This is a genomic window from Idiomarina solivarensis, assembly GCF_033052755.1.
GTDB lineage: Bacteria > Pseudomonadota > Gammaproteobacteria > Enterobacterales > Alteromonadaceae > Idiomarina.
The window spans coordinates 168,195-180,645 of the sequence record NZ_JAVFHZ010000003.1 but is presented as its reverse complement, the minus strand read 5'-3'; the positions used below and the strand labels follow the sequence as shown (position 1 = coordinate 180,645).

Genomic DNA, 12,451 nt, shown 5'->3' with positions numbered 1-12,451 from the left:
TTATTTCCCCGCCCTGACAAAACCGCCAAGCCCAATGCTTTCCAGTTTGTCAGCTATCATTTTACGGATCTGGTCGGGATTACGCGCCTGTAACGCTTTTGCCAGCATCACGTTTAAGGTACTGGAGCGAACATTACGCAGTATCCAGCGCACCCGGTCGACGTTGTAACTGTTCATGCTTAACTGTCGATAGCCCATGGCAACCAGCAGCAGCGCGCCGCCGGGGTCGCCGGCTAGTTCTCCACACACGCTCACGGGCTTGCCTATTTCTTCACAACGGCGGGCTATTTCGTCCAGGCTGGCCAATACCGCCGGGTGGTAGGCGTCGTAGAGGCTGGCAACGCGACGGTTATTACGGTCTACAGCCAATAGATACTGGGTGAGGTCGTTACTGCCCACCGAGAAAAAGTCGACTTTGCTGGCCATGGCCGGTAACTGATAAATAGCCGCGGGCACTTCTATCATGACGCCCAACTGCGGTTGAAACAGGTTCACGCCCACTTCGCAGCCCTGCTCTTCGGCCACTTCAAAGTACGCCTGCTTGATAAGCCGCGACGCTTCGTCCACCTCGCTGGTACTGGTTATCATGGGCAGCAAAATACGTAAATTGCTTTTGCCAATGCTGGCCCGCAGCATGGCACGAATTTGAATTAAGAAGATTTCCGGATGGTCCAGCGTTAATCGTATTCCGCGCCAGCCCAGAAAGGGGTTGTCTTCCTTTAACGGGAAATACGGCAGTGGTTTGTCACCACCCACGTCCAGCGTTCGCATGACCACTGGCTGGTCAGGAAACTGTTCCAGCACTTCCTGATACATTTCGGTTTGTTCGTCTTCGGTGGGCAACTGGTCGCGCATCATAAACGGAATTTCAGACCGGTACAGGCCCACACCGTCTATGCTCAGTGTTTTGAGGTAGTCGTGGGTAACATCGAGCCCTAAATTAAGGTGCAGGCTAACGCGTACGCCGTCCTGAGTTTCGGCCGGTAGATGACTGTTTTCAGCAACAATGTCGCGCAGCTCTTGCTCTTCTTCCGCCAATTGATGAAACTGCGTTAGCACCTGCGCGGGCGGATCAACGTAAATTTCGCCGGTGTAACCGTCTACCGCCAGCAACCGGTCAGAGAAGAAATGCAGCTCAATGTCGTCGACACCCAGTACGGCCGGAATGTTCATGCTGCGCGCCATAATGGCGGCGTGCGAGTTGCTGGAGCCGTTTAAGGAAATAATACCGGCAATTTGTTCACGCGGCAGTTCTGCCAGCATGGAGGCGGTCACTTCGTCCGCCACCAGAATGAAGTTATCCGGCAACGGCTTACGACGGCGCTGCCGGTTTTGCAAATGAAGCAACACGCGCTGACCTATGTCGCGCACGTCGGTCGCACGTTCCTGTAAATAAGAGTCTTCCAGTGCCTCAAACTGCGCCACAAACTGCTCGACCACATATTTTAATGCGGTTTGCGCGCGCCAGCCTTCTTTGATCATGTTCTCAACGGCATCGCCCATACTGGCGGCGTCGAGCATCCCATGGTACACATCAAAAATAGCCAGAGTGTCGTCGGGCACCTGCCCTGCCATGCGTCGCGACAACTCTTTTAAGTCGGCGCGGGTACGGGCGACCGCCTGGCGGAATTTCCGAATTTCGTGAATGGGTTTGTCAGAGCGCCGCGGGGTGACTTCATCTAAACGCGCTTCCGGGCGTGAGACATACGCCTCACCGACAGCGACCCCCGGTGAGCCGGGCAACCCTCTTAAACTGTGGATCCAGGGTGAGTGCTCACTTGCCAGCAAACCTTTGGCATCGGCGTGCGCAATGACGGCCGCCAGCTGCGCCGCCAACGTGACAATAAAGGCTTCTTCTTCGCGACTGAAGTGACGCGCAACGCTTTGGTGCACCACCACAATGCCAAGCACTTTACGGCGGTGAATAATGGGCGCAGCCAGCAAACCACGGTAAATGCTTTCGTTGGTGTCACTGAGCTTTTTATTGGAGGGGTGCATGCTGGCATCGGCAATATTCAGCGGCTCTTCACGCTGCGCCGCCAAACTGATAATGCCTTCACCAAAATCCACCCGGACGGGTTTGCCGTCTTCGGCGCGGAGACCGTCACTGGCGGCCATGACGAACTGGCGTTGTTCATTGTCGGCTAAAAACACACTGCAACTGTCGGTTTCTAAGGCTTCGCGCACCTGACCCACCATGGTGCTTAACGCCATGTTGAAATCGGGTGCCTTGTTCACGCCCTGGACGATCCGTTGCAGTGTCACCAGCATCATAATTAACGTTTGCGCCTGTGCTGACGCCCTCCCGCCGCTCGAAATGGCATAGCATGTGAAGCAAACTCTTTCATCACCCGACGATAAACGTCGCGCTTGAAGGATACGACTTGCCGCACCGGATACCAGAAGCTGACCCAGCGCCAGCCATCAAATTCAGGGTGACCTGAATGTAATACATCTACGTCTTCTTCACGACATTTTAGTCGCAACAAAAACCACTTTTGCTTTTGTCCAACACACATGGGCCGTTGTTCGCGTCGAATTAAGCGCTTTGGCAAGCGATAACGCAACCACTGACGACTGGTGTACAGAATTTCAACCTGCTCTGGCTTTAACCCGACCTCTTCATAGAGTTCGCGGTACATTGCCTGTTCAGGGGTCTCGCCTTCGTGAATTCCGCCTTGCGGAAACTGCCAGCTTTGCTGGTTAATTCGACGAGCCCAAAATACCTGCCCATGCCCGTTACAGATGACGATTCCTACGTTTGCCCGGAACCCTTCTGCATCTATCACGCGAGCATCCTCAATTATTCTCTGTTACAGTGGATTCTTCCATAAAGCCCGGTTGCGGGCAAATGCTGATTCACTATTTACGAAGATTTAAGTCATGACCGACAAGCCACAACGTCCTCAGTCTATTGATGAATTGTTTCAACGCGCAGCCGCTTTAGCCGGTCATTCTTTTGCAGAACTGGCTGCTGAGAGTGGGCTGAAGGTGCCAAAAGATTTGCGTCGCGACAAGGGCTGGGTAGGCCAGCTGCTAGAGCGGCAACTGGGCGCTACCGCAGGCTCTAAGCCTACACAGGACTTCCCGGAGTTAGGCGTGGAACTGAAAACTCTGCCGGTAACCCCCGACGGTGAGCCGCTGGAAACCACTTTCGTTTGTACCGCGCCATTGGTAAATATTCAGGGCGTCCAATGGGCCACTTCTAACGTACGAAATAAATTACAACAAGTATTGTGGCTGCCCATTGACGGTCGCCGCAACGTGCCGTTGCCCGAACGCGTGGTTGGCAGTGCCTTTTTGTGGCGGCCCAATGCCGAGGAAGAAGCCTTACTGCGTGCCGACTGGGAGGAGCATATGGATCGCATTGCTTTAGGTCAGGTGGAGAGCATTACCGCGCGTCAGGGCGAAGCCATGCAGATTCGGCCTAAGGCGGCAGACGGCTCAGCGCTGACCGAGGCCATTGGCCCGGAAGGTACTATAATTGAAGTACGTCCGCGGGGCTTTTATCTGAAAAAAGAATTCACCCGCAGTGTATTGCAGCGGATGTTTGCGTAACCCGACACACAGGAGAAAGTATGCAATTTAATGTCAGCCCGCACGCTAAACGCAACGCCCTCACGTTTTGTGGGTTAGCGCTATTGTTGTTTGCGGTACTGGTCTTCATGCATCTGGTTCGTGACGATATCCCCGTTGGCTTGTCTGTGGTGCTAGGGGCAACGTCGGGTATTTTTATGCTGCTGGGTATTGGTAAGCTCATTGAGCCGCCCGTGTCGTTAGTGATAACGCCCGAAGGTATTCGTTATTTACACCGCCGGGGTCAGTGGCATATTCGCTGGGACAATATTATTCGTTACGATGTGCCGCGGGTGAATCGGGTGATGGAACTCGAAGATGCCCCCTTTCTGGGCTTTCGGCTTTACCATATTGAGGAAGTTCTGGATGATATTTCGCCACGTCTGGCTTCGGCTCTGATGTTTGAGCAACGTCAGTTACTGACCATGGCGCTGAGACACCAGGCTCCGGATCGCGAAGACTATACGCCCTACTTTGATATTCCCGACAGCTACATCAGCCCCAACGGTACCGTCTACAAAGGCTTAATTGGTGTGTTTGGAAAGCGTATGGAGCAGATGCGGGAGCTGCTCGGTTACGATATCTACGTGAGTGCTAACGCCTTAGACCGCGATATTTACGATTTTAAAGCCCATTTACAAAAATTACAGGCCTCGCGTGGCGATGTATCATGACATCGCCGCCTAATTACGGGAAATTAACGTCCTGAATGGCTTCTAACAGCGGCTTTTGAAAGTAGTAGCCCTGCATTAAGTGAATACCGCTGTCACGCAGGTACTTGTACTCATCTTCGGTTTCAATGCCTTCGGCTATCAGCTGAATACCCAGCTCTTCCCCTATCTGCTGAATAGAGCGAACCAGCGTTTGCTTCACTTTGCTCTGCTGAACGTCACGTATCAATTTCATATCAATCTTCAGAATATCGGGCTGAAAATCAGCCAGCAGGTTGAGCCCGGCGTACCCGGCTCCAAAGTCATCGATGGCGGTTTTGAACCCTTCTTTACGATACGCCTCAAACACTTCCACCAAAAACTGCTGGCTGACCACCTGCTCTTGCTCGGTCACTTCGAAAATAATATTGTTGCGATCGAAATTGGTTCTTTGCGCCGTTTCTAGTGTTTTTGCCAGACACGTTTCCGGCTCGTAAATTGCGTTAGGCATGAAGTTAATGCTGACTCTGCCCGGCAACCCAATACGGGACGCTGTTTCTATCGCTTTAACCCGGCAACTCTGATCAAAGGTGTACTTGTTATCTTCGGTCACTTGCCCCAGTATCCGTCCAGCGCCTTCACCGTTTTCTCCGCGCACTAAGGCCTCGTAGGCAAAGACGGTTTTATTCGAAATGTCGACGATTGGCTGAAACGCCATTTTTATACCAAAGCCCAGAGGTTGGCGGCAGTTACAGGTTGGGCATGCAGACATAGGCTATCCTTAGTAGAGTTGTATAACTTGATACCTAAGCTAAGGTACCAGTTTTAAAAAAAACGTAAAAGCAATTAAAGCTGACATGACGGTCAGGCCCGACAAATAAAAATTGCCTTTTTACTAAAATACTGTATTAAGCATTCAAGATTTATAACAAGGTAGCACAATGACAACAATTGGCTGGCAAGAGTGGGGAGCACTTCCTGAACTCAATATTAACCCAATTCATATGAAAGTCGATACTGGCGCTAAAACCTCGTGTCTGCACGCGTTTAAACTGGAACCGTTTGAGCGTGACGGAGAGGAATGGTTACGCATTTTTATGCACCCTGAGCAGGAATCGCTGCGCGAGCAGATTTGCGAAGCCCCGGTATTTGATAAGCGCGATGTAACCGATTCCGGCGGGCATACTGAAACCCGTTATGTGATCCGAACCCGACTGCAATTGGGTAAGTTTGACCATCCCGTCGAACTGACGTTAACTAACAGAGACACTATGAAATTCCGGATGTTATTGGGTCGGCAAGCCATGCGTGGTCATTTTGTTGTCGACCCCGAAGCCTCTCACTTATTAGGAGAAGAGCAATGAGAATTGCGATTTTATCGCGTAACGCGTCGCTGTATTCAACACGTCGTTTAGTCGAAGCGGCAGAGCAGAAAGGCCACGAAGTTGATGTGCTGAACCCATTAAGATGTTACATGGACATTAATGCTCGCGAGTCGTCAATTCACAAGCACGGTAAAGAGTTACCGGTTTACGATTGCGTTATTCCTCGTATTGGCGCCTCAGTCACCTTTTACGGCACTGCTGTTTTGCGCCAGTTTGAAATGATTGGTAGCTACCCGCTGAATGAGTCAGTCGCTATTTCCCGTAGCCGTGACAAACTACGGTCACTGCAACTGCTGTCACGCAAAGGCATAGGCCTGCCAACCACCGGTTTTGCCAGCCAACCGCAGGACATTCCCGACTTAATTGATATGGTCGGTGGTGCACCGCTGGTAATTAAATTACTGGAAGGCACTCAGGGTATTGGTGTGGTGTTAGCCGAAACGCGTCAGGCGGCCGAAAGTGTGATTGAAGCCTTTATGGGTTTGCAGTCGCACTTTATGGTGCAGGAATACATTAAAGAAGCCGGCGGTGCAGACATTCGTTGCCTGGTGATTGGTGACAAGGTTATTGCGGCCATGAAACGCCAGGCCAAAGCCGGAGAGTTTCGCTCCAACCTTCACCGTGGCGGCAGCGCGTCGCTGGTGAAGCTGACACCCGCTGAGCGTGCAACGGCCGTGAAAGCCGCTAAGACTATGGGCCTTAATGTTGCCGGTGTCGATATTTTACGTTCAAACCACGGACCCTTAGTGATGGAAGTCAATTCGTCGCCGGGGCTGGAAGGCATTGAGCAGGCAACGGAAAAAGACGTGGCCTCACAAATTATCAGCTTCCTTGAGAAAAATGCCAAAGCACACAAAACTCGTACCAAAGGACGCGGTTAGAATGACTCATTTTGAACTGGCCGGGCAACAGGTAGAAACCGGTTCACATGAACATATTACGCTTCCAGCTTTGCGTTTATACAACGACGCACCGCTGGATTTACGGATTGATGTGTTTCATGGCACCAAGCCGGGTCCGGTTTTATTAGTCAGTGCCGCTATTCACGGCGACGAACTGAATGGTATTGAGGTTTGCCGACGTTTAATTAATACCATTGATGCCCGCACGCTGCACGGCACCTTGATAGTGGTTCCTATTGTTAACCTGTTCGGCTTTATTCAGCAGTCGCGCTATTTGCCCGACCGACGCGATTTGAACCGCTGCTTTCCGGGGTCGGAACGCGGTGCTATGGGCAGTCGTATGGCGTATTTGTTTAATGAAGAGCTGGTGAAGAAGTCGACGCATATTGTCGATTTGCACACCGGCGCTATTCATCGCAGCAACTTGCCACAAATTCGTGTTGATATTGAAAATGAAAAAGCGCTGGCAATGGCTAAAGCCTTTAGCACCCCGGTTATTCTGCACTCTAAAGAACGGGACGGCTCACTGCGCGCATTGGCCAACGAGCTGGGTATTCCGCTTATTTTATATGAAGCCGGTGAAGCACTGCGGTTTGATGAAGCCTCAATAAGCGCGGGCGTTATTGGTGTTCAGAATGTCATGAAACACCTTAAAATGATGAAAGGCCGTCGGCGCGGACGCCGCATTACACCGGTTATTGCCCGACGCTCTACCTGGATAAGAGCCGAGCGCGATGGCCTTATCATTCCACAAGTTGAGCTGGGTCAAACCATTCAAAAGCAACAAGTATTAGCGTTAAGCGTGAGTCCTCACGGTGGTGATGGTGATGAGGTTGAATCACCGGTGCGAGGTATTATCATAGGCTGCAGTAACATCCCGGTGGCGAATGAAGGCGAAGCCCTGTTTAATGTCGCACAGTTTGATAAAGAGGCGATGTCGGACGCGACCGAGAGTGTTGGTTCCTTTACTGAGGTGTATGAGAACAAACCGTATGAGCAGTGATTTTACACAGATTGATTTTAACCGCGGCTTGCGTCACTGCGATGGGCAGCATGAACTTTACCGGGAGGTTCTTGCCTGCTATCTGGATCAGTTCCGGCCGCTACTCAGTGCAGAAACCTTACTGGACAATTACGATTCAGCCCGACTGGAATTGCATACATTAAAAAGTTTAAGCGCGACTGTTGGTGCTGCAGGCTTGAGCGATTTAGCTGCACAACTGTTTAAAGACTGGCAACAAAAAGACCCACAACAGCGCAGTGAGGCGATTAGACAAGTTAACTCGCACTTGACCATTATCAATAACAAAATAGAGGCGTATTGCAAACAATCCGCTTTGGGCGATTAAAATTAGTACAAAAAATAGTTAATATTCGTTAAAATCGCCCGATAAAAATTATAACAACAGTTAAAAACAGGCGCCCTATGTCCAGTCCGGTCAGTTTTCGGGTTTCTGAAAGAGACGTTTATATTAGCATCGACGCAGGGACGTCTCCCTCAGAGGTCAAAGCAGAGCAGTTGCAGAAAGCATGGCAAGCTTCTGAGTTTTCGGCTGCGAAATTGTTAGACCCTCAAATGTTAGCGCAGACGGCCACCAAGTACGCCCAACACCACAGCAAGGACTCCAACAGCAGCATCCCTTTTCAGGTCATTATTGCTGAAATTTTTGATGCTGACCTCGCATTACAAGTCAGTGACGATGATATGCGGGCAACCGCCAGTGCGATTGTTGGCTATGGCGGCAAAGCGTTAACTCAAGAAGCCATTATTGCCAAGCTAAAAGAGAAAAAAGTAACCTCGGGTATTCAGCGAAAAGCCATTGACGCTTTGGTTGAACACACCAGCGAGGCACCACCGGGCGCTGAGCTTTCGGTTACCGTCGCTAAAGGTAAATACCCCATTAACGGCAGTAACGCCAAATTTAAACCTCTGACCGATGATGCCCGCAAACGTGTTTTGCGACCCCAGTCACGCGAAGACGGAACCGTTGATATGCGTGATTTAGGGGCCGAAGTGACCGTCGACCCCGAGCAACCCTTACTGCAAAAAATTCCGCCCAGCAAAGGACGTCCCGGTTTTACCGTATTTGGTCAGGAACTGCCGGCAAATGATGGTGAAGATCGCGACTTTAAACCCGGCGAAGGCACCCGCATTAGCGATACTGACGCAAATATGATTATTGCTGAGCGCACCGGCATGCCCAGTTTTAATGATAACAGCGTGCAGGTTGATGACGTGATGCAGTTAAACAACGTGGATGTGTCCACCGGGCACGTTAAGTTTAAAGGCAGCGTTATTGTCAGCGGCAATGTAAGCGAAGGCATGAAAGTGACCTGCTCTGGTGACATTACCGTCGGCGGGTATGTCGATTCAGCCGAACTTCACGCCGAGGGCAACATTACGGTACGCAAGGGCTGCATTGGTCGCTTACTGAATTCCGGCGAAACAGCCGAGCACGACGAAGATGCGGATGACTGGATACCGGATGTCTCTACCAAGTTGGTTGCCGGTGGCTCTATCTGGTGTGCCTACGCCCAGTATTCCTGCTTTGATGCACAAAACGGTGTGCATACCGACAAACAGTTAACTCACTGTCATGTGATAACCCGGGGGCCATTAGCCATTGGCGGCGAAGGCCGCGCGGCCCGCGGTAAACTCATTGGTGGCACCATTGAAACCTGTGATCATATTTACTGTGGTCAGTTGGGAGCGCCCGCCGGAACCAAAACGAGAATTTACTGGTCACTGCCGCCGGTGGATCCGCAGTCTCTCGAACACTTAAAGAATATGCGCGGAGTTCTGGCCAAAACTCTGGCTCGGGTAAAGGTCGTGCAACAAGGGCTTGACCGCTGCGATAAGCTGGAAGACGGAGCTAAAAAGCGGGAGTACGAAACTAAGCTGAAAAACGAACTGCGCAAGTTAAAAGCGCGTATTGTCACGACCCGGACCAGCATCGACTCCGTACTGGAAGCCTTTGAAAACCACCCGGTACTGCGCACTATGGCCAGTAAAGAAGTATTCCCGGGCATTTTGTTTTTATTCAAAGAGAAAAGTCTGCGCATTAAAGAGCATCGAAATGGTACAATGTTCTTACTTCAGGACAAACAACTACGAGTAGACAGCTTAACCTAAGCCGTTAACCATCACTATGTCATCAGCAATTTTATCTCTGTTGGGCAGGCAGTCTGCCCAGCCCTGGAATAATGGTTCATTATTGATTATTCATCCTGGCGGCGCAGAGCTGGCAGCCTTGAGTAACGCCTCAGCCTGGTGTTTTCATGCGGGGCATGCAGCCCAATGGGAACTGGCCGGGCGCGACGTATTTTGCCAGGCGCAGGCGCCTGACCTGGAAAAGTACGACGGCATTTTACTGTTAGTAGCGAAAGAAAAAGAGCTGAACCACTATTTGTTGGAGCAGTTGGCCGCGCTGCCGTCGAGTACACCAATCTGGTTTGCTGGTGAAAAACGCTCTGGCATTAAGCCGCTCATGAATAAGCTGCCTGACTGGCTGCGCCCTGCACAAAAACTGGCATCGGCTAACCATTGCCTGTTGTTTTCCAGTGCACGCAATGAGCAGCCACACCAGCCTCAGCCCTTAGTCAACTATGCGCGCACACTGTCTTATGAGCTTAATAGCAAAACGCTGTCGTTTGTGACCTTGCCCGGCGTGTTCAGCCGCGACCATATTGATCCGGCGACTCAGCTACTGTTGCAGTACACCAGTAATTTACCGGCAGGCCGCGGGCTTGATTTTGCTTGCGGCGCAGGCGTTATTGCAAAACATATACACGCATCAGCAACGGAACTTATGGCCTGCGATGTGAGTCCTATTGCCATTGCCGCAAGCCAGATGACGCTAGCAGCAGAGCAGGAAAATGTGCAATTGTGTTTAGCTGACGGCATTCCCGAAGAGGCAGGAAAATTTGATTTTATACTGAGTAACCCCCCATTTCATACCGGACAAAAAATTGACTATGAAATAGCCAGGGCATTTATTCAAAGTGCAAAGCAACACCTTAATAAGAAAGGGATTTTGAGAATAGTGGCGAACCGTTTTCTGCCCTGGCCTGAGGTCATTGAAACGTTTTTTGGCCACTGCGATACACTTGCTGACGATGGTCGCTATCGCGTTTACCATGCCACTTATCGATAAATAACTAATTTTTTTGTTTAAGCGATGCCTTTTTTGTTAACGCTTTGCTAACATATATAAACAAACTTTTTTCAGAGACTGAGCTGTAGACTGAATGCATACCATTTCATTGAAGCGCATACTGATTTATATCGTGTTGTTGGTTACCAGCTTCGCGCTTCTTGTCGGCTTTACCATTAACATTGTCAGTCAGGTTGCCCAATACGAAGAGTCGTTGCGGGATCAAGCGCTGTCTTACACTCGCATTGTGGCCGGTAACGCCGCCAGCAGTCTGGTTTTTGATGATAACGCCACCGAAAAACAACGCTTAAACTCTTTAGAAAATACCGACTTTATACAGCACGTTCACGTGTATAAAATGGATGAAACCAGTAACGAGCTCACGTTCTTTTCCAGTTACAATAAACAGGGCCTGGCGCCTATTCCGGCCCGATTCTCAAAACTGGATAAACTGATTACGCCCCAAGTTAACGACGGTTACATTGAAGTATCGCAGCCGGTGGTACTGGATGACGAAGTGATTGGTTTTGTTTATTTGCGCGCCTCGCTGGAACAGTCTCGCCTATTTATGTGGCGTTCTATAGCCGTTGCCAGTGTGGTTTTCGTACTGACCATTCTGACCTGTTGGCTGGCAACTCTGCGATTACGAAGAACGATTGTAACGCCGCTGGACTCGGTGGTTGATGTGATTTCTCAAGTGGCGCGGGACAAGAACTACTCTTTGCGGTTGGCCCCTTCGCAGCTGGTTGAGTTTGACATGATGGCGCATGCCTTTAACACCATGCTTGACCGTGTACAGCAGCACATTAGCCGTCAACGCCGGGCCGAGGAAGAAGCCAGCCAGCTCAACACGGAACTGGAACGCCAGGTCACTCAGCGCACGCAGGCGTTAAAAGAATCCAACAGTGAGCTGTTAAAAACGCTGGAGCAGCTGCATCAGTATCAGGGGCAACTGGTTGAGTCAGAAAAAATGGCCTCGCTGGGCGACATGGTTGCCGGCATTGCCCACGAAGTGAATACACCTATTGGCTTGTCGGTTACCGCATCGACGCTGCTGCAGGATAAGCTGACGGTTATGCAAGAGAAGTTCGACGAAAAACGCATTTCAACGTCCGAATTTGAGCGTTTTTTAAGTGATTGTGACGAGAACTTACAAATTATCTACCGTAACTTAGGCCGTGCAGCCGATTTGGTCACCAGCTTTAAGCAGGTGGCGGTAGACCAGTCCTCGGAAATTGATCGTGACATTCACCTTCCGTCCTTTTTAAACGACGTACTGATTTCTGTAAAACCGCGGCGCCTGGACCTTGAAAAGTTTCCGATTCATATTGCCTGCCCCTCTAATTTAACAGTGCGGGCGAAAGCGGGGCCGCTTAACCAGGTGCTGATGAATTTAATTGTTAATTCGATGATCCACGCCTTCGACGGATACGATAGCGGGCAGATTAATATCAGCTTTAACATGCTGAGCGACAACGAACTTGAAATGGTGTATAGCGACAACGGCAAAGGGGTTCCAGGCGATATCAGCCGTAAGATATTTGATCCCTTTGTCACGACCAAGCGCGGCTCGGGAGGAAGCGGACTCGGCCTTCATTTGGTATACAACCTGGTAACCCAGGTATTAGGAGGAAGTATCCACTTCTTCAGCGAGGAAAAGAATGGGGTAGAGTTTATTGTTCGTTTCCCTGTTACTTTGGTCAGCAATGCTTGAAAAATCTCAAACAAAAGTCATAATGTAACGTCATAACTTTTATAAATATAAGTTCAACACCGTACGCTCA

Annotated in this window: 12 protein-coding genes; 9 read left to right on the top strand and 3 right to left on the bottom strand. The window is 50.4% G+C overall.

The features are described 5' to 3' along the window. Together ptsP and rppH are read right to left on the bottom strand one after the other, a co-directional pair. Positions 1-2,271 carry a phosphoenolpyruvate--protein phosphotransferase gene (gene ptsP, locus RBK99_RS06745; protein ID WP_317503990.1) on the bottom strand — a complete coding sequence of 757 codons (2,271 nt, stop codon included), beginning with the start codon at positions 2,269-2,271 and terminating at the stop codon, positions 1-3. Between the two features lie 5 nt (positions 2,272-2,276). Continuing rightward, positions 2,277-2,789: an RNA pyrophosphohydrolase gene (gene rppH / locus RBK99_RS06740; RefSeq protein WP_317503868.1), complete on the bottom strand. Its 513-nt coding sequence runs from the start codon at positions 2,787-2,789 to the stop codon at positions 2,277-2,279. Between the two features lie 94 nt (positions 2,790-2,883). Here rppH and mutH point away from each other — a divergent pair, with 94 nt between their 5' ends. Together mutH and RBK99_RS06730 are read left to right on the top strand one after the other, a co-directional pair. Continuing rightward, the gene (gene mutH, locus RBK99_RS06735) at positions 2,884-3,558 is read left to right on the top strand and encodes a DNA mismatch repair endonuclease MutH (protein ID WP_317503867.1); all 675 of its coding nucleotides are present in this window, start codon (positions 2,884-2,886) and stop codon (positions 3,556-3,558) included. Positions 3,559-3,578: 20 nt separating this feature from the next. Continuing rightward, a complete protein-coding gene (locus tag RBK99_RS06730; protein ID WP_317503866.1) occupies positions 3,579-4,250 on the top strand; it encodes a DUF2982 domain-containing protein in 672 nt (223 codons plus the stop codon). Between the two features lie 13 nt (positions 4,251-4,263). Here RBK99_RS06730 and RBK99_RS06725 read toward each other — a convergent pair whose 3' ends face one another. Continuing rightward, complete coding sequence (locus tag RBK99_RS06725; RefSeq protein WP_317503865.1) at positions 4,264-4,998, bottom strand: EAL domain-containing protein; 735 nt, start codon at positions 4,996-4,998, stop codon at positions 4,264-4,266. Between the two features lie 169 nt (positions 4,999-5,167). Between RBK99_RS06725 and RBK99_RS06720 the strand changes: the two genes are divergently transcribed. The 7 genes from RBK99_RS06720 (at position 5,168) to RBK99_RS06690 (ending at position 12,381) form a co-directional block, all read left to right on the top strand. Beyond that, entirely contained in the window at positions 5,168-5,590 is a 423-nt protein-coding gene (locus tag RBK99_RS06720) for an ATP-dependent zinc protease family protein (protein WP_317503864.1), read from the top strand. Next, positions 5,587-6,492, top strand: coding sequence for a 30S ribosomal protein S6--L-glutamate ligase (rimK, locus tag RBK99_RS06715; protein WP_317503863.1), 906 nt, complete (start codon positions 5,587-5,589; stop codon positions 6,490-6,492). Before RBK99_RS06720 ends, rimK begins: the two co-directional genes overlap by 4 nt. Before the next feature lies 1 nt (position 6,493). Beyond that, positions 6,494-7,516 carry a succinylglutamate desuccinylase/aspartoacylase family protein gene (locus RBK99_RS06710; RefSeq protein WP_317503862.1) on the top strand — a complete coding sequence of 341 codons (1,023 nt, stop codon included), beginning with the start codon at positions 6,494-6,496 and terminating at the stop codon, positions 7,514-7,516. After that, the gene (locus tag RBK99_RS06705; protein WP_317503861.1) at positions 7,506-7,862 is read left to right on the top strand and encodes an Hpt domain-containing protein; all 357 of its coding nucleotides are present in this window, start codon (positions 7,506-7,508) and stop codon (positions 7,860-7,862) included. The genes RBK99_RS06710 and RBK99_RS06705 overlap by 11 nt, the downstream gene beginning before the upstream one ends. 77 nt (positions 7,863-7,939) lie before the next feature. Beyond that, a complete protein-coding gene (locus tag RBK99_RS06700; protein WP_317503860.1) occupies positions 7,940-9,646 on the top strand; it encodes a flagellar assembly protein A in 1,707 nt (568 codons plus the stop codon). A 16-nt stretch (positions 9,647-9,662) separates the two neighbouring features. After that, positions 9,663-10,667 (top strand): class I SAM-dependent methyltransferase, encoded by a 1,005-nt coding sequence (locus tag RBK99_RS06695; RefSeq protein WP_317503859.1) that lies wholly within the window; start codon positions 9,663-9,665, stop codon positions 10,665-10,667. Positions 10,668-10,761: 94 nt separating this feature from the next. Then, the gene (locus tag RBK99_RS06690; RefSeq protein WP_317503858.1) at positions 10,762-12,381 is read left to right on the top strand and encodes an ATP-binding protein; all 1,620 of its coding nucleotides are present in this window, start codon (positions 10,762-10,764) and stop codon (positions 12,379-12,381) included. Positions 12,382-12,451 lie beyond the last annotated feature (70 nt).